Genomic DNA, 17,949 nt, shown 5'->3' with positions numbered 1-17,949 from the left:
CGTAGCAAGTTCATCGGTACCGCTGCAAGATGAGATTCGGTTGTGGACCGGCGTGCATGGCGAAATCGGTCAGTAGTACTGTCGGATGTAGCTGTACGCCTTCTCGAACAACTCCTCATCCGCGTGAAGCTTGTACTTGAACAGCGCTTTCCGCAGTGCCTTCTTCACCTCACGCTCACCCGCCAGGGTCCCCTGCCACCCGGGGAATCGGACCAACCTCACGATCTCATCAATGTCCGCCACCACGCGTTCGACCATGATCGGCGTCTCGGCCGTCTTGACCTCGTTGAACAGCTCGGTCAGCGCCGCCTTGCCGCGATCCTCGTCTTCTTCGGGCGGGACCTCCTTCTCGGCTTGAAGGGTCTCTTTGGCGATCTCCAGCAGCTGCTTCAGAAACTCGACGCTGTTGATCTGTCCGGATTCGAAGCGGTCTTTCAGCGCATCGAGCCGTTCCGACAGCTTCTTGAACTTGGGATTGCCACCGTGCCCGCGTAGCCGGCGCTTGAGCTTGATTTCGATCTCCTTGGCCTTCTTCGGATCAGGGTTCGAGAGCACAGCCTCAAGCAAGTCGGCATCCAGCACCAGGGTGTCGAGGTCATCTCGCACCGCATCCACATGCACGTTCTGATGAATTAGCTCGATGGTCTTGGCGCCCAGCGAATGCCAGATCAGCTTGCCGTGCCCGCTGGAAGGCTGCACCGACTGGTACACCTGCGACAGCCACTTGTAATCCTTCTCGAAGGGCCCCAGCACCGTATCGGGTGACAGCGCTTCCCAGATCTTGTTGAGTACGCTGAACTCGGCGGCGAAGTTGTCGCGCACGTCGTTGTTCGGAAGGCACTCCTGCGCAGCCATCAGCCCTTCGTAACCTTGCTGGTCGCGGTCGATGCCGGGGAAGAATGCGAGGCATTTCTGCATCGCTTCGGGCAGTTTGTCCTTCAGCTCCTGGATGTTGCTGACCACCTGCTTGACGCTCTGGTCGTCGAATTCCAGCGCCGCCGCCACGTCATCAAAGATGCCGAGGTAATCGACGATCAAGCCGTGGGTCTTCTGCTCGGAGTATGTGCGGTTCACCCGGCAGATGGCCTGCAGCAGCGTGTGGTCGCGCAGCGGCTTGTCCAGATACATCGCCTGCAGGATGGGTGCGTCGAAGCCGGTCAGCAGCTTGGCCGTTACGATGATCAGCTTCAGCGGGTCGGCCGGGTCGCGGAAGCGATCCAGCAGGCGCTCCTCTTCATCGCGGCTGCGGTCGTAGGGCGCGTACTCCGGGTGTTCTTTCTTGTCGGCAGCTTGCACCGACATCACGATGTCGGTGGCCTCGGGTGGCAGCAGCTTGTCCAGCTCGGCCTTGAAGAGCAGGCATGACTCCCGGTCGAAGGTGACGATCTGCCCCTTGAAGCCGTTGGGTTCCACCTTGGTCTGGAAGTGCTCGACAATGTCCTCGCAGATCTTGCGGATGCGCTCGGGTGTTTTGACCAGCACTGCCATCTTCGCGGCGGTCTTGGCGAGGTTGTCCTTGTCCAGATCCGACAGGCCGCCGGTCAGATCCTTGTAGGCAGCATCCAGTGCGGCCTTGTCGATGTGCAGGTCGATCAGGCGGGGCTCGAAATGCAGCTTCAGTGTCGCGCCGTCGCGGATGGACTCCTCGAAGCCGTAGCGGCTCATGTAGCCCTTCTCGTCCTCGTCGGCACCAAAGGCATAGAAGGTGTTGCGGTCGGCGCGGTTGATCGGCGTGCCGGTCAGGCCGAACAGAAACGCATTGGGCAGGGCCTCGCGCATCTTGCGGCCCAGATCACCTTCCTGCGTGCGGTGGGCTTCGTCCACCAGGGCGATGATGTTGCTGCGGTCGTTCAGACTGCCGGTGGCCTCGCCGAATTTGAAGATCGTGGTGATGATGATCTTGCGCACATCCTGCGCCAGCAACTGCTGCAGTTTCTCGCGAGTGTCAGCCTTCTCCAGGTTGGGGATGTCGGCCCCAGTGAAGGTGCCCGTGATCTGGGTATCCAAATCAATCCGGTCCACCACGATCAGCACGGTGGGGTTCTTCAGGCCGGCATGCATGCGCAGCTTCTGCGCGGCAAAGACCATCAGCAGTGATTTGCCCGAGCCCTGGAAGTGCCAGATCAGTCCCTTCCTGGGGTAGCCCGCGAGTACCCGCTCCACGATCTTGTTGGCCGCCTCGTATTGCTGATAGCGGCAGATGATCTTGATGCGGCGCTTCTTCTTGTCCGTGGCAAAAAGCGTGAAGCTGCCGAGGATGTCGAGCACCACATGCGGGCGCAACATGCTCTCGGCCGACAGCTTGAGGGATTTCAGTGGGTGGTGCTGCGCATCGGCACCGTCCAGATGCCACGGGCCCCAGTCCTTGACCGGCAGGCCGATCGACCCGTAGTGGTAGGTCTTGCCCTCGGTGGCCACCGAGAACACGTTGCAGACGAAGAGCTCCGGTACGAACTTCTCGTAGTCATCGTGCACCTGCACCGCGCCATCGACCCAGCTGATGCACTTCTTGACCGGCGTCTTGGCCTCGATCAACACCAGCGGCAGTCCGTTGACCAGCAACACCAGATCGGCACGACGCTCGGTGGGGCCCGCGCGGTAGATGAACTGCTGGGTAACGACGTACTGGTTCTGTTTCAGGTCGTCCAGGTCGATCAGCCGTACCGGCACATGCTCGTTGTTCTGGCCAAAGGGCATGGAGCGCTCGCCGCGCATCCAGGCGGTCATCTCCTCGTTGGCGCGGATCAGGCCATCCGAGCGCACTGACAGCACAATGGCGCGCAGCTTGTAGAGCACTTCATCGGCGCGGTCGGGCTGGGCGGCGATCTCCGGGTTCAGGCGGACAAGTGTATCGCGCAACCACGACTCGACCAGGACCTCCTGAATCTGGCGCGGGACTTCAGCGGGGGCCGCGTAGCGCCAGCCGACGCCCTTGGGGCTCGGACCGTAGCTGGGCAGGGGCTCCTGTACCGCGTTTGGTGGGGTCGCCTTGATCGGGCCTGCAAGTAGGTCGCGGACGAAGGCTTCGACAGTGTTGGATTCGTTAAACGTCATTTGCGCCCCCTGCAACCATGTGGCCGACCACCTGCATCACAAGGGAGCGCGTGTGAATTAGTCGTGTCTCCAACATGCTTTCGCCAGTTTCTATGTCCTGAAACTCCTCTACTGCGGCGGTCTGTTCTGACAGGGGCGGCACCGGGATCTCGATCTTGTGCACTACTTCTTGGGTGATGAGCGGCAAGTATTCGCCCAGTTTGCTCCGGTTGAGATTTGCGGCGCGCAAACAGAGTGCCAGGAATGTTGGATGGATGTCAGTGCTTATCCTCGACGGATAGAGGGCGTTGTCAGTTATCCAGCATGGGCCTGTCGTCATCGACGTGACGCCGCAAAATTGCCCAACGCGACCAATGACGACAGTTGGCTTCGACGTGCCATCCAGATAGGCGTCGGTGTATCCAGAAATCCCGTTGCCGCCATAAACCGGAATGGGACTCGACTTTGACGGATGCTTGGGCAGGTCGGAGACACGGATAGCTTTGCCGCTCGTGAATTTGGCGAGATGTCCAACCTTTTGTCTTGGGACGCCGTCCATTACGAGCAGTCGCGTTTCCATAGAACGCCGCAGGGCCAAGAGCGCGTCTGTGGCTGCTCGGAGTTCGTCGACAGTGCTCAGGCCTGTGGTGAGAAGAGCCAAGGCCCGACGCTGCTCCTGCACTGGCGGCAGCACAAATTCGAACCGCGCTAAATCAGAGAAGTTGATGTAGGGGTTGACCGAACCCTTCGAGTTCTTGACCGAGAATGCATTGAATTCGTCGGTCTGCATCAAGAACGGCAGAAGTTCGGGCAGAAGTTCACCGGGGTTCTTCGGCTCCAGCACGAAAGTCGTATTGGCGCAGATGCCTTCAAAGTCAGCCACCGCCACCTTACGCAGATAAGTTCGGCGCGAGCCATAGAGGACTTGTCCTGGCTTGAACCGGATGTGGAAGGCTGGCCCCAGGTAGCCCGAGCCAATCTCGCCCCAGCGGCGGAGTCGAAGATCATCAGTGTCCATATGGTCACCAGCGATGTAGCGCTCCAGCCCGGAGGTCTCGGGATCGGCCTTCTCTTTGCATTGCCGCACCACCTCGCCGAATTTCACAAGGCGCCAGCCGGGTTTCAGGCTCTTGTTCTTCTTGTCAGACACGCTCGATGTCCTCCGTCTTTAGACCGTCCAGCGTTTCCACGAGCGCATCCATCTGTTGCCAAAAGGCGCGGCGGTCGTTCTGCCACTGCCCCCAAGAGGAGCGCAGCGATACCGCATCGCCATTGCTGTCGGTAGCGATGGCTGAGGAAATGCGCTTCACGTACAGCGGGATCGAAAGGTTGCCCGCGTTTGCGCCGATCTCGGCCCGGGTGGCGACCTTGGCGAAACCGGGCACATCCGCAAAGGTCTTGTAGGCGGCCAGGATGCGCTGCTGGTGGGCGGGCGTGAGGAAGCTCTGGGCACGCTCGCGGGTGACCTCGTTCACCGCGTCGATGAAGATCACCTTGCCCTTGCGTGCAGCGGTCTTCTTGCGGTTACAGATGACGATGCACGACTCCATCGGAGAGTTGTAGAACAGGTTGGGGCCCAAGCCGATGACGGCCTCGACCCAATCCTGCTCAATCATCTTGGCCCGCATCGCTTGTTCCTCGTTGCGGAACAACACGCCATGCGGCCAAAGAACGGCGCAGCGCCCTTTGGCTGTGAGGCTGGTCAGGATGTGCTGCTGGAACGCATAGTCGGCGCGGCCCTGCGGCGGCGTTCCCAGGGAATTGCGGCCCCACTTGTCGCTGCTCCAAGCCTCGCGGTTCCACTGCTTGATGGAGTACGGCGGGTTGGCCAGGATCACATCGAACTGGCGCAGGCGGTCGCCCTCGATGTGCTTGGGGTCGGCCAGGGTATCGCCGCGGATGATCTCGAAGTCCTCCACGCCGTGCAGGAACAGGTTCATGCGGGCGATGGACGAGGTGATGAGGTTGCGCTCCTGCCCGTAGAGCTTGAGCGTGCGGTACTCGCCGCCCGAGCGCTTCACTTCGTCCAACGCCGAGATCAGCATGCCGCCGGTACCGCACGTGGGGTCGTAGATCGACTCGCCGGCCTGCGGCGCCAGAAGCTGCGTCATCAGGTGGACGACGGTGCGGTTCGTGTAGAACTCGGCCGCCGTGTGGCCGGAGTCGTCGGCGAACTTCTTGATCAGGTACTCGTAGGCGTTGCCGAGTTCGTCCTCGGGCACGTTGGCCACCGACAGCGTCTGGGTCGAGAAGTGCTCGATCAGGTTCTTCAGCGTTTCGTCGGGCAAGCGCTCGCGGTTGGTCCAGGGAGCATCACCGAAGATGCCGTCTAGCAGATCGGGATTGGCGGTCTCGATGGCGCGCATGGCCTTCTGAATGGCAGCGCCGACATTCTTCGGGGTCTGCCGCACGTCATTCCAGTGCGCACCTTCGGGGATCTGGAAGCGGTGGTTTTCGGCGAACTGCGCGTAGGAGAGGTCACCGTCCGAGTTGGCCAGCGCCGCCTGATATTCCTCGTCCCAGACATCGGACACGCGCTTGTAGAACAGCAGCGGGAAGATGAACTGTTTGTAGTCGCCCGCGTCGATGAGGCCGCGCAGAAGCACGGCGGCACCCCACAGGTAGCTTTCCAGTTCTTGCTGGCTGATGCGTTTGCTTGGATGACTCATTGCAGCCATCCCCCTTCCGTCATGACCTTCGCGAGCCGCTCTTCGGCCTCACGGCAACGCGTCAGTGCATCCTTGAATGCCGCGATGGCGTCAGGTAGCGGTGGAATGTCTTCTTGCAGCGGTGGCAGGACGTAGCGCGAAATGTTGAGCGTCCAGTCCTCGGCCTTGATCTCGTCGAGGCTGACCACCCGGGCCGCGTCCTGCACATCGGCAAAGTCCCGATACCAGCCGAGAATCTCAGCGGCGTGCTCCGGCTCCAGATAGTTCTGTGCGCGGCCGCGGCGGAACAGGCGTGATGCATCGGCGATCAGGACCTTCTTCGTGTACTTGGCCGGTTTGCGCTTGCGCAGGACCAGGATGCACGCGGCGAGTCCGGTTCCGTAAAACAGGTTGGGTGCGAGTCCGATCACTGCCTCGATGAGATCCATCTCCAACAGTTTCTGGCGGATGCTGCCCTCGACACCCTTGCGGAACAGGGCGCCCTGGGGCAGCACCACGGCCATCCGTCCACTCACGTCTGCCATCGACTTGACCATGTGCTGCACCCAAGCGAAGTCCCCGCTCGACGAGGGCGGCAGCCCGGCAAAGTTGCGGCCGAATGGATCGTTCAACCACAGGTCCTCGCCCCATTTTTCTAACGAGAACGGCGGATTGGCGATCACGCAGTCGAAGGAGGCCAGCTGGTCGCCCTCGAAGAAGGCTGGATTGCGCAGGGTGTCGCCGCGAACCACCTGAAAATCCTCGATGCCGTGGAGGAACAGGTTCATGCGGGCGATGGACGATGTGGTGAGGTTCTTTTCCTGCCCGTACAGTTTGCCCCACAGCCGCTTCACGTCGCCGTGCTGTTCCTTCACGTGCTGGACGGCGGCGAGCAGCATGCCGCCGGTACCGCAAGCTGGGTCGTAGATGGTCTCGGCTTCCTTGGGGTCGAGCATGTCGATCATCAGCCGCACCACACTGCGCGGGGTATAGAACTCGCCGGCTTTCTTGTTGGTGGCGTCGGCGAACTTCTTGATCAGGTACTCGTAGGCATCCCCGAGCAGGTCCGACGTGATGTTCTTGTTGCCGAACGGCAACTTGGAGAAGTGCTCGATCAGGTCCTTGAGCAAGGCATCCGACAGCCGCTCCTTGTTCGACCACTGGGCATCGCCGAACACGCCGTACAGGGTGTCCGGGTTGGCTTTCTCGATCTCGCGCATGGCGTGCTGGAGTGCGGCACCGACGTTCGCCGCCTTGGACCGTACATCGTTCCAGTGGCAGTCCTCCGGGATCTGGAAACGGTGCGATTCGGGAAACCAGGCGAGTTGCTCGTCACCAATGTCATCGACGATCTCCTGGTATTCCTCGTCCCATACGTCGCAGATGCGCTTGAAGAACAGCAGCGGGAAGATGTAGGTCTTGAAGTCCGCGGCGTCTACGGGGCCGCGGAGGATGTTCGCCGACTCCCAGAGGTGGCTTTCAAGGTCGATGAGACAAATTGCCTGGTTCAAATCCCTACCCCAGTTGTTCTTCGCATGCGACCACAGAGCCCCGTCGACATGCATGGATCGTTCGGTATGCGGCCAATGGAGAGCTATCCGGTTCCAAGCAAACTGCTTTGGCCAGTAGCCCGAAAGGACAACATCCTGAGCGACTCCAAAGACGAGAAGCTCCTTCAGATTCGCCGTGCCTATTGTACCAATGCATCATAAGCACGGCGGAAGCGCGGCGCCGAGACGTGTGCGTTGACTCGCGAAAGAACTTGAAGTATGCGCTGACAGTTTGCCTAATCGCTCGAACAGCGCGTTCATGGTGTCGTCATCGATCACCCCGGAGCACACCATGAACATCCCCACCACCCGCAACGAGTCCTGGGGCTTTTTCGGCACTATCGGCGAGCACGCTGCCGCAGCCTGGCCACTTGCGATTGAGGCCATCGTCGCGGCAACCAGCACCAGTCCCGACGGCGCCCGCTCCTTCCTTGACAGTCGGCACGGCAGGCACTTTGCCGATACGGTGCTGAACGATCTGCACCAGGGAAGAGGTCTCAAGGACGCCATCGACGCTGCAACGAGACAGTGGATGGACTGGCACATCGACCGCGCCACCGCCCGCGACTACGAGATCCCCGAGGGCCTGCCGTATCTGGTCGGCTTCGTCATCCACTGCGAGATCAACATGCAGGACGCGGGCTGACGCGCACCCCGATGACGACCTGCGCGCACCGCACGTGCCTGCCGTGAACCTTCGGCAAATTTGCCGAAGGTTGCTCTCGCTGAACGCCGGCGATGCCGTCGCGCTTGGCTTATCCATCGGGTAGCGCGTTCATGGTGCCTGCAACATCCATCACCCGGAGCAACGACATGGACACGATCAAACTCACCGCCGCCCAGCAGTTCCTCCTCACCCGCGCCGCCGACCTCCACGGAGGCAAGGTGGCCGAGTTTCCCACCGGCGTGCGCGGCGGCGCGCGCAACAAGATGCTGCAAGCGCTGCTCGCCCGCGAACTGGTACGCGCCGACGGCGAGGACTGGCTGATGACCACCGCAGGGTACGCGGCGATCGACCGGGAAGCCCCCGCAGCGCAAGCACCGGCGCCCACCGCCGCGCGCCGCACCCGCCAGCACACCAAGCAAGCCGTCGTCATCGAGATGCTGCGCCGGCCCGAGGGCGCGACCACTGCGCAGATCTGCGCATCGACGGGCTGGCTCGCTCACACAGTGCGCGGCGCGCTCTCCGGCACCCTGCGCAAGAAGCTCAGGCTCGCGATCATCTCCGAGAAGGGCGCCGACGGCGAGCGCGCGTACCGAATCGTCTGACGGATGCCAGGGGTCTGCGCTCCAGCGCAGACTGCGTCCCAAGGGGTGTGAATTCAATTCCGCCCCTTTCTCCCCGTCCCCGATCGTCCGCAGGTACGCCGCGCAATGTGGCGTCACGCCTCGTGATGCCACGACCTCCCTGACCGCACCCGTCATCGGCGGGTTTTCCGCGCTCGGGGCCGCCAACCGCAAACCCCTGCAAACCTCAATTTGCACCCGGTCGGTAGCGAGATGCTGCGCGCGCGCCCCCCGTATCGCTTTCTCGCCAGGAAGGACCCGTCGCGACCGGCGTGTATCTCTCTTTGCCGCCCAGACAGTGGAGATCAACCATCACGACCATCACCATCGTCACACCGTACGCCGGCCCTCGGCGACGGTAGTGGCGGTCGTTTCTCGCCGACAGTGCCACCAAGGCGACCCCGATCACGCGTCGCGGCGAGCCGAATGCGCCCAACGTCCGAACTGGAGAGTAACAGCGAGTACTCAAGGGCATGTTTTCGTACTCATGAGGCATAGATAGGGTTAAAGAGCCAAGGAGGGTAACAGTTCGTACTAGATAGATATCATGCTGATTCAGCGTACCTTTTTACCAATTCGCATCAGGCACAATGTCACTCCATGAGCATCACCGAATGACCTTTGATCCTCAACTGGACAGGGCCAGCGGTGATGGAACAGACCACGGAGGACATCGATGCATCTCACCCCGCAACAGCTCGCGGCGCGCTGGCAGATCAGCGAGAAGACCCTCGAGCGCTGGCGCCGCCGGGGTACCGGACCGGGCTTCCTGCGCGTGGTCGGCCGTGTGCTGTATCCGCTCGACCAAGTCGAAGCGTGCGAAGCCCAGGGCCTCGCCGCCCCGACGCGCCGGGAGGCCCGCCCGTGAGCCGCGCCGCCTCCCTTGCACGCCATCGGACGCGGCATTTCAAGCGCGAAGTGCAACGCGCCCTCGCCACCGGCGGGATGCCGCAGTTCCTGGATGCGCTCTTTGGCGCCGGCACCTGGTCCTTCGACCCCATCGAGAACCTGTGGATCGTGCCCGACCGCAACCATCCGGGCCCCGGACGCGAGTACTACTGCATCGGCATCACCGGCGACTGGTTCAAGGCGCGGCTCTCCGATGAGGAGTGCGCATGACCGCCCGGAGCGCACAGCCGATCCGCTTTACCGTCTTTCACGCGCAGCGACCGCGCCGGCTGTCGAAGGCCTTTCGCCTCGACGCGGACGGCACGCTCGCGCGTGAATCGGGCGGCGTGCTGGTGAGCGGGCAAGCGCAGCAGGTGGCGGTGACGAATCTCGCGGAGTTCGCCACGGTCCTGACCGCACTCACGCCCGCCCACGCCGCGGCCTTCGGCGTCGCCCGGTTCGCGGCCGTTCGCATCGTTCCCAAGCGCGAGCTCCCCCACCCGACGATCCCCGAGAACCCGGCCGAGCTGCCGATCGTCTCCCGCACCCGTGAGCACTTTGGCTGGCCTACCGGTCCGGGCCTGATGATGCTCGATTACGATCCGGCCGCCGGTTGCGAGGCTCTGTGTCCGCAAGCGTGGCGCGACATCCTGTACGCCGCGTGGCCGCAGCTGCGCGACGCCCCGCACCTGTGGCGCCCGTCGGCCTCGTCCTGCATCGAGAACACCGAGACCGGCGACGTCCTGCGCGCGATCACCGGCCAGCGCCTCTATATCGTCGTGGCCGACGCGCACGACATCGCGCGCGCCGGCCAAACGCTGGTCGATCGACTGTGGCTGGCCGGTCACGGCCGCTTCGACGTCTCGCGCTCGGGCGCCTTGCTCGAACGCACCGTCGTCGATGCCGCCGTGTGGCAGCCCGAGCGGCTGGATTTCTGCGGCGGTGCGCAGTGCGAACCGCCCCTGGCGCAGCGCCAGCCCGCTCCGGTGATCTTTAACTGCGACGCACAGCCGATCGATACGGCCGCCACCCTTGCCGATCTCAGCGCGGCTGAGCGTGCCCAACTCGCGGCGCTGAAGAGCGCCCTTCAACAGGAGCCCGACCTTCAGAATGAAGTAAACCTGGCCCACGCCGGCTGGGTCGAGGAGCGTCTGACGAACTGGCAGAGCCGCCACCCGGAAGCCGATGCCGAGATCGGTCGCAAGCTCCTGCTGCGCGCGGTGCGCGACAAGCGCCTGATGGGCGACTTCGAGCTGGTGCTCGATGACGGCGAGCGGGTCAGCGTCGGTGCGATGCTCGATGCGCCGGAGCGCTACCACAACCGCCGCTGTGCCGATCCGCTGGAGCCCGACTATCAGCGCGATGCACGCATCGCGTGGATCAACCTGCGCAATGCCGGCCGCCCCTATATCTATAGCCACGCGCACGGCGGCACGCGCTACACGCTGCACCGGCCGGCGCGCACGCTGCGTCTGATCGGCGGCGAGTTGCACCGGCTGGTGCGCAGCGTCCTCGATCTGATGCGGCTCGACGGCACCGTGTTCGACCGCGGCGGCGAGCTCGTGCATGTGAGCCCGCGCGGCATGGTCTATCCGGTCAGCGCCGAATGGCTGACGGTGCACCTGAGCGCGCTGATCAACTTCGAGCGGCTGAGCCAGCGATCCCACAGTTGGTACGCGGTCGACTGCCCGCTCGATCTGGCCAAGCGCGTGCTGGCGATGCGCGGCAGCTACGGGCTGCCCAAGCTGCGGGCGGTGCTGACCGCGCCGGTACTGACCCTCGACGCCCGCGTGCTCGATCGCGACGGTCACGACCCGCAAACCGGGCTGCTGCTGATTCTGAACGAGCCCGAGCAGGCCGCGATCCCGTTGCACCCGAGCGTCGAGCAACTGAGGGCGGCCATCGACGGGCTCTGGTATCCGTTCAAGGACTTTCCGTTCGTCGGCCCGATCGACCGCGGCGTGATGCTGGCGGCCCTGCTCACCGCGACACTGCGCGCGGTGCTGCCGACCGCGCCCGGGTTCCTCTTTACCGCACCGAGCGCTGGCAGTGGCAAGTCGCTGCTGGCGGTCTGCCTGTCGATTCTGGCCGGCGCCGATCCGGCTTCCCTGATGCCCCCCACCTTGGAGGAAGAAGAACTGCGCAAGCGGCTGCTGGCCGCGCTGCGCGAAGGCAAACCCGCGCTCATCTTCGACAACATCGCCGGCCAACTCGATAGCGCAGCGCTGTGCGCCTACCTGACCGCACGCGAGTACGGCGACCGCGTGCTGGGCGCCTCCGTGACAATCTCGGTGCCGGCAACGGGGCTCTTTCTGGCCACCGGCAACAACGTCGCGCTGGTCGGGGATCTGAACCGGCGCCTGCTCACCTGTCGCATCGATCCGCACAGCGACAAGCCCTACCGGCGCGCCTTCGCCCTCGATCCGGAACGCTACGTGCGCGAGCACCGCCAGGCGCTGGTGCGTCATGCGCTGGTGCTGGTATGCGGCTATCTCAGCACCGGCACGCCGGTCACACGCGATCGCACCGCGAGCTTCGAGGACTGGTCCGATCTCGTTCGCCAGACGGTGCTGTGGGTCGGGCGGCAGGGACTGCTCGATGTCGCCGATCCGTGCGACGCGATCGACTCCTCCTACGAGGAAGACCCGGAGACGCGCAAGCTCGGCAGCCTGCTGACGTGCTGGCACGCGCTCTTCGGCGACAAGCCGAAGTCGGTGGCTGAGGCGATCACGCTCGCCACCGACCCGGTGGTCAGCGGCCGCATCCCCGCGGATAGCGACCGGGGGCGGCTGCAGGACGTGCTGATGGAGATCGCCGGCGAGCACGGGCGCATCAACTCGCGACGCCTGGGACGCTGGATCGAACGCATGGCCGGGCGGATCTGCGAGGGGCTTCGCATCGAGCGCGGTGGACGCGCGCACGGCGTCTCGAAGTGGCAGGTGAAGCAGGCCGAAGGGGGGTTTGGTGCAGAAGGTGGGTTTGCCACTCCTTACGCGAGCGATTTGGCAGTTGCCAAGTATATAGAGCAAGGGGGAATAAACCCCCCAACTCCACCAAACCCCCCTTCCCAGCCCGCGGCGCCCGCCGCTCACTGCTCGGCACATCTGAGCGCATCGCTCGCGCGCGATCCGCTCGCCGGCGCCGCTCGCCCGCTTTCCGAACCCATCCCCAACGCCACGCCGCGCGGCGTAGAGCACGGCATTCGCTATGGAGAACATCGTGAGTAGTCGCACCACCGTCCGCACCTACGTCGAGCCCACCTGGGTTCGCACGCTTCGTGAGCCATCGGCGCCGCCTGCCCCGCGCACGCCCGCCGCTCACGCCCACCCCGCCAACGTGCTGATGCGCGCGATGCAGGCCTTGCTCGCGCGCAAGTACCCCACCCGCTGAGAGAAGGAGTCACCCGATGAAACTCAATCCGTTTCGCAAGAAGTCGTCCGGCTATTTCGCCGGGCTGCAGGCCGAGCTCGCCGAGGCCACTGCGCAGCTCGAAGCAACCGCAGCCGAGCTCGCTGCGGCGCGCGAGGACCACGCGGTGAAGCGCGACGCGAGCCGTGAGCTCGAAGCGCGCCACCCACAGCGCCTGCAGATGAGCCCGGCCGAGAAAGCCGCTCGGCTGGCTGCGAACACCGCCGAGCAACGCGTTCATGAACTGGAGCGCGCGCTGTGGAACTTGCAGCAGCGTCACAGCGGGCTGCGCCAGCGCATCGAGGCACCGCAGCAGCTCGCGAGCGCCCAAGCGACGATGACCGAGCTCGGCCGGCAACGCCACTCGCTCCAGGCCGAGCGCGACAAGGCGCAGGCGCTCATCGGCAAGATCGATGCGCGCGTGACCGAGCTCACGGCACAGATCAGCGCCGAGACCGAGGCGGCGAGCGCGTCGATGATCGAAGGCGACGGCGCGTTTGTGATGCCCGAGGCGCTACTGCGGCTGGACACGGAGCTGCGGGTCGCGCAGACCACCCGCACCGATCTGCAGGCGCGCGTCGAGTCGCTCGGCACCGAGCTGCAGGCGATTCCCGAGGCGCTGCGCGAAGCGCGCACCCGCTTCCTTCACGCCCGCGCGACGGTCGCCGAACTCGAGCTCCACGAGCAGCTGCCCACCCTCATCGAGCTCGTCGCCCGCGCCGCGGTAAGCCGGCACGAGTGCCACCTGTCGCACCCGGCCGATCGCTACGAGATCGAGATCGCCCGCGACGTCGTCGAGGCGACCCAGGCGCGGCTGGAAGCGGAGGTGCCGGCGATCTGACAGGACAGGGCCAACGGCGGCAGTCGTGGCATATCGCCGTCGGCCCTGTGCGTGCCGTTCTTCCCGGCACGCGTCTCCATGCGCCATGCCACGTAACGCCCGCCGGCGCGAACCGCGAAGCGCAGCGCGGAAAGCTGGCACCCCTCGACCTTTGGAGAGACCAGATGGAATTGAAGCGAGAACAGTTCGACCAGACCAACCCGTTCGCGCGCCAGGCGGCGCTCGTGCAGCTCGCGCGCCGCGCCACCGCCGCCGATCTGCGCCGCGTGCTGGAGGCGGTGCCGCCCCCCGAGCTTGACGTCGTCGTGAGCACGCCTGAGGCGGACGGCGGCGGCATTCACTTCACCGAGGTGCCGCCGATCCCGCTCGGCTCCGAGCGCCCGCCGCAGACGCTGCCGACGGTACTGCCGCGTCGACGCCGGCAAAAGCGCGAGGACGACCGCTTCGTGCGACTCGGCTGGGCGATCGCCGAGACGCGCGAGTACCTGCGCTACGCGGTGCAACTGCAACGTAGCCGCATCGCCCGCTGGCTCGGCCGGCGCCGCTGAACCGAGGAGGAAACGAGGATGCAAGACGCAGCCACGCATGATTGCGAATGGAAGACGATCGCGCCGACCGGCAACGACATGGAGCAGTGCGTGCGGCACTGGTTCGAGCGCGGCACAACCTTGGTGTGGCGGCCGATTTTCTCGCACGAGAACTTTCCGGCTGTCGATCCCGCCCTGCTCACCGAGGCGCAGGCCGCGAGCGGTCCGTGCTGGTTGATCACGCGTCCCGGGGACCTGCTGACGATTCCGCCTGGAATCACCGGCTGGATCATGCCCGTCGATGCCGACGACACCGATATCGCCTGCGGTCGGTGGGACGACGCGATCACGTTCATGGCGGTCAATGAGCGCACGACCGGCGCGCGTGTGACCTACCGGACGGATCGAGGCTGATCGCGCCGCGAGCCGCCACGAGAGCGCGTTGTGACTTGCCTTGTGCCGGCCACAGCGCGTTCATGGACACGTCTCCACCACCGAGAACGATGATGAAAGCATCTTCCTCTAGTCTGAGCGTCGCTGCGCAAGTGGCGGCGCTGCCCGAGCTGCCGATGCCCGCGCTGTGGACCTTGTGGGATCAGCACTTCCCCCGCCGGCCCAATCGGGTCAATCGCGGCTACCTCGAAGCGCGCCTGGCGTACCGCCTGCAGGAGCTCGCCTACGGCGGGCTGCCCGCCGAGGTCAAGGCGCATCTGGCCGACTGCGGCGAGCGGCACTCGAAGATCAAGACCGGACGCGGCCCGCAGGTGCGCTTGATGCCCGGTGCGGTGCTGGTGCGCGAGTGGGAGCAGCGCGAGTACCGGGTGGTCGTCACCGCGGATGGCCAGTACGCGCTCGACGGCAAATCCTACCGCAGCCTCTCGGCGGTGGCCCGTGCGATCACCGGCACGCATTGGTCCGGGCCGGCGTTCTTTGGGCTCAAGAAGACCGGAGGTGGGCGATGAGTGCGGTCGTCACAAAGAAGCGCTGTGCGGTGTACTGCCGGGTATCCACCGATGAGCGGCTCGATCAGTCGTTCAACTCGATCGACGCCCAGCGCGAGGCCGGCAAGGCGTATGTCGCAAGCCAGCGCTCGGAAGGCTGGTCGCTGGTGGCCGATGACTATCTCGACCCCGGCTTTTCGGGGGGCAACATGGAGCGGCCGGGCCTGCGGCGGCTGATGGCCGACATCGAGGCCGGTGGCATCGACATCGTGATCGTCTACAAAATCGACCGCCTCACGCGCAGCCTCACCGACTTCTCCCGGATGATCGAAGTCTTCGAGCGCCACAAGGTGTCCTTCGTGTCGGTGACGCAGCAGTTCAACACGACAACGTCGATGGGCCGCTTGATGTTGAACGTCCTGCTCTCGTTTGCACAGTTCGAGCGGGAGGTGACCGGCGAGCGCATCCGCGACAAGATCGCCGCCAGCAAGCGCAAGGGCATGTGGATGGGGGGCGTCGTGCCGCTGGGCTACCGCGTCGAGGCACGGCAACTCGTGATCGAGCCCGGCGAGGCGAAGCTCGTGCGGCGCGTCTTTGCGCAGTTCGTCGCCTGCCGCTCGACCACCGATCTCGTGCGCGCACTGGCCGCCGAGAAGATCACCTCGCGCCGTGGCACGCCCTTCTCGAAGCAGGGGCTGCACAAGATCCTCAGCAACCGCCTGTACCTCGGCGAAATCAGTCACAAGGGCGAGAGCTACCCGGGTCAGCACGCCGCGCTCGTCGACGAGGCGCTGTGGAACACGGTGCAGACGATCTTCGCCGAGAACATCAATGTGCGCCGCACCGACACTTGGGCGCGCCGGGTCGATGAGGCGCTGCTGCGGGGGCTACTCTTCACCGCCGACGGCGAGCGCCTGCAGCCCTCCTTCACGACCAAGGCCAACGGGCGTCGCTACCGTTACTACGTGCCGCGCCGAACCCTGCGCTATGGTGCCGGCAAGCACCCGATTGGGATGCTGCCAGCCGCTCCCATCGAGGACATGGTCTTGGCGCAAGTCCACGCCGCCCTGCTCGCGCCGGAAGTGACGCAGGCGGTGTGCGATGCGGCGCGCCACGACCACCCGCAGCTCACGGAACCGGACATCGTGCTGCCGCTGCGCAACCTCGCGGGTGTCTGGCGGCAACTCTTCGCCGCCGAGCAGCAGCGCATCGTGCAGTTGCTCATCGAACGGGTGGTCGTCACCGAGGACACGCTGGAGATCGTCTGGCGCGAACCGGGCTGGCGGGAACTGGTCGGTGAGCTGCACGCAAACACGATCGGCTGCGAACTGCTGCAGGTCGAAGAACAACAGGAGGCAACGGCATGACCAAGATCCAGCAGACGGGCCAGGCGCTGCAGGAAAGTGCCGAGGGGGTTCGCATCCGCACGGTACTGCCGATCCGCATCAAGCGGCGCGGCGGGCGCAAGCATGTGATTCCGGCCGCGCACTCGCCCGCCGCCGAGGCCCAGCACGACGCGCCGATCCTCACCGCGCTGTCGCGGGCGTTTCACTGGCAGCGGCTGATCGACGAAGGGGTGGTCGAGAGCGGCACCGACATCGCGCGGCGCGAGGGGCTGCACCACACCACCGTCAACGAGCTGCTGCGGCTCACGCTGCTCTCGCCGCGGATGGTGCGGGCGATTCTCGACGGCCGGCAGCCGAAGACGCTGAGTCTGCTGTGGCTGAAGAATCATGCGGTGCCGCAGGACTGGGCGGCGCAGGAGGCGTTGTTCGAGGGGTATGACGTGTGACGGCCCGGAGTTGCCGTAGAGTTTTGAGGAAAGCAGTCGCTCAACGTAGAAGTCACCGGCGCTGCGCGGCTTTATCGCGCAGCGTCCGTGTGGACTGCCGGGTTGGGCCTTTTCTACGTGTGGGCTTTGCCTTAGTTACGCAGTCTGCTCCGACGTGCCGCCGAACCGGGACGTAATAAAACTAAGTTTGTGCTTGTTCTGCTCGAAGGTGTAGATGGCTGTCAGCGGTACTGCCGTTACCAATAGGCCGGTGAGCACGTCTGTGATCGGAGCGTTGAAGCGGTTTAGTAACGGCACGCCGGCAATACCGTTGCTAATGACGCGACTAACGTACACGCCCACGATGGCTGCCGCTGTTCCTGCCAGGATGATCTTGATACTTTCGATCTTGTCGACATCATCACTGGCTAAGATGCGCACACAGCGAACGATACTCAGCGTGCATTCGCGGATGAGGGCCAATACAAAGGATGGCATCTTCAGAATTAGCGAGATAAGTATCTGCGGAATTACGCTCAAGGCGCCGGCCACTCCAGCTTCGATCCCAAGCGACTTCGCGCGGACCCATATCTGCCGTTCTTCAAAGCGATCCGACAGGCGCTGTTGCACACGTGCCGTGGCATCCTTTGTGTTTTGTAACCATCCGTCTTCGTTGATAATTCTGCCGTTGACGGCAAAGCTGCGTATCTCGTCAACAAAAATGTCAATGGTCTCCAGCACTATCAGGCCGACTACCTGCTGAGCTGCCATCGTCGCTCCAGTCTTCACGACTGTCATCCCGACTTCCTTGGCCGCGGCAAGACGGTGTTCGCTGCGTTTCGCATCTGCGCGGTCGTAGGCATCCTCAATGTCCTGCCGGTTGACGGTCACTGTCTTGATGGTGCCGTCCTGCTGAGTAATGTCGACGTGTACCAAGTTGGGATCGGTCGGGTCTGGTCGGCCCCGCTTGGACAGGAAGTCGTGAATGTTCGCTTCCTGCATGGCTCGGTTAAACGCATTCCATTACACACAACGCGAACGTCATTGCGTAAGCT

Annotated in this window: 17 protein-coding genes; 12 read left to right on the top strand and 5 right to left on the bottom strand. The window is 64.2% G+C overall.

Annotated elements, in window-relative coordinates; all coding sequences use genetic code 11:
- Positions 1–69: 69 nt before the first annotated feature.
- The 4 genes from pbN1_RS16035 to pbN1_RS16020 are packed head-to-tail and all read right to left on the bottom strand — an operon-like array spanning position 70 to position 7,192.
- Positions 70–3,054: a type I restriction endonuclease subunit R gene (locus pbN1_RS16035; RefSeq protein WP_169203520.1), complete on the bottom strand. Its 2,985-nt coding sequence runs from the start codon at positions 3,052–3,054 to the stop codon at positions 70–72.
- Positions 3,044–4,183 carry a restriction endonuclease subunit S gene (locus pbN1_RS16030; RefSeq protein WP_169203521.1) on the bottom strand — a complete coding sequence of 380 codons (1,140 nt, stop codon included), beginning with the start codon at positions 4,181–4,183 and terminating at the stop codon, positions 3,044–3,046. The genes pbN1_RS16035 and pbN1_RS16030 overlap by 11 nt, the downstream gene beginning before the upstream one ends.
- Positions 4,176–5,711: a type I restriction-modification system subunit M gene (locus pbN1_RS16025; protein WP_244856983.1), complete on the bottom strand. Its 1,536-nt coding sequence runs from the start codon at positions 5,709–5,711 to the stop codon at positions 4,176–4,178. The genes pbN1_RS16030 and pbN1_RS16025 overlap by 8 nt, the downstream gene beginning before the upstream one ends.
- Positions 5,699–7,192 (bottom strand): type I restriction-modification system subunit M, encoded by a 1,494-nt coding sequence (locus pbN1_RS16020; RefSeq protein ID WP_169203539.1) that lies wholly within the window; start codon positions 7,190–7,192, stop codon positions 5,699–5,701. The genes pbN1_RS16025 and pbN1_RS16020 overlap by 13 nt, the downstream gene beginning before the upstream one ends.
- 331 nt (positions 7,193–7,523) lie before the next feature.
- On the opposite strand from pbN1_RS16020, the gene pbN1_RS16015 reads away from it, so the two are divergent.
- The 12 genes from pbN1_RS16015 (at position 7,524) to pbN1_RS15960 (ending at position 16,915) form a co-directional block, all read left to right on the top strand.
- Positions 7,524–7,877, top strand: coding sequence for a hypothetical protein (locus tag pbN1_RS16015; protein WP_169203522.1), 354 nt, complete (start codon positions 7,524–7,526; stop codon positions 7,875–7,877).
- Positions 7,878–8,044: 167 nt separating this feature from the next.
- Complete coding sequence (locus tag pbN1_RS16010) at positions 8,045–8,500, top strand: DUF3489 domain-containing protein (protein ID WP_169203523.1); 456 nt, start codon at positions 8,045–8,047, stop codon at positions 8,498–8,500.
- Positions 8,501–9,194: 694 nt separating this feature from the next.
- Entirely contained in the window at positions 9,195–9,386 is a 192-nt protein-coding gene (locus tag pbN1_RS16005; protein ID WP_169203524.1) for a helix-turn-helix transcriptional regulator, read from the top strand.
- The gene (locus tag pbN1_RS16000) at positions 9,383–9,637 is read left to right on the top strand and encodes a hypothetical protein (protein WP_210147540.1); all 255 of its coding nucleotides are present in this window, start codon (positions 9,383–9,385) and stop codon (positions 9,635–9,637) included. The genes pbN1_RS16005 and pbN1_RS16000 overlap by 4 nt, the downstream gene beginning before the upstream one ends.
- Positions 9,634–12,633: a hypothetical protein gene (locus tag pbN1_RS15995; protein WP_169203525.1), complete on the top strand. Its 3,000-nt coding sequence runs from the start codon at positions 9,634–9,636 to the stop codon at positions 12,631–12,633. Before pbN1_RS16000 ends, pbN1_RS15995 begins: the two co-directional genes overlap by 4 nt.
- Positions 12,626–12,796, top strand: a complete 171-nt coding sequence (locus tag pbN1_RS15990) for a hypothetical protein (protein WP_169203526.1) — start codon at positions 12,626–12,628, stop codon at positions 12,794–12,796. Before pbN1_RS15995 ends, pbN1_RS15990 begins: the two co-directional genes overlap by 8 nt.
- A gap of 16 nt (positions 12,797–12,812) precedes the next feature.
- Entirely contained in the window at positions 12,813–13,655 is an 843-nt protein-coding gene (locus pbN1_RS15985) for a coiled-coil domain-containing protein (protein ID WP_169203527.1), read from the top strand.
- Positions 13,656–13,819: 164 nt separating this feature from the next.
- The gene (locus pbN1_RS15980; protein WP_169203528.1) at positions 13,820–14,203 is read left to right on the top strand and encodes a hypothetical protein; all 384 of its coding nucleotides are present in this window, start codon (positions 13,820–13,822) and stop codon (positions 14,201–14,203) included.
- Between the two features lie 18 nt (positions 14,204–14,221).
- Positions 14,222–14,596: a hypothetical protein gene (locus tag pbN1_RS15975; RefSeq protein WP_169203529.1), complete on the top strand. Its 375-nt coding sequence runs from the start codon at positions 14,222–14,224 to the stop codon at positions 14,594–14,596.
- 92 nt (positions 14,597–14,688) lie between these two features.
- Positions 14,689–15,144, top strand: coding sequence for a DUF2924 domain-containing protein (locus tag pbN1_RS15970; RefSeq protein WP_169203530.1), 456 nt, complete (start codon positions 14,689–14,691; stop codon positions 15,142–15,144).
- Positions 15,141–16,490, top strand: a complete 1,350-nt coding sequence (locus pbN1_RS15965) for a recombinase family protein (RefSeq protein ID WP_169203531.1) — start codon at positions 15,141–15,143, stop codon at positions 16,488–16,490. Before pbN1_RS15970 ends, pbN1_RS15965 begins: the two co-directional genes overlap by 4 nt.
- Positions 16,487–16,915: a hypothetical protein gene (locus tag pbN1_RS15960; protein WP_169203532.1), complete on the top strand. Its 429-nt coding sequence runs from the start codon at positions 16,487–16,489 to the stop codon at positions 16,913–16,915. Before pbN1_RS15965 ends, pbN1_RS15960 begins: the two co-directional genes overlap by 4 nt.
- A 135-nt stretch (positions 16,916–17,050) precedes the next feature.
- Here pbN1_RS15960 and pbN1_RS15955 read toward each other — a convergent pair whose 3' ends face one another.
- Positions 17,051–17,896 (bottom strand): hypothetical protein, encoded by an 846-nt coding sequence (locus tag pbN1_RS15955; RefSeq protein WP_169203533.1) that lies wholly within the window; start codon positions 17,894–17,896, stop codon positions 17,051–17,053.
- Positions 17,897–17,949 lie beyond the last annotated feature (53 nt).

The organism is Aromatoleum bremense, assembly GCF_017894365.1.
GTDB classification, from domain to species: Bacteria; Pseudomonadota; Gammaproteobacteria; order Burkholderiales; family Rhodocyclaceae; genus Aromatoleum; species Aromatoleum bremense.
This window is presented reverse-complemented; position numbering and strand designations above follow the sequence as displayed.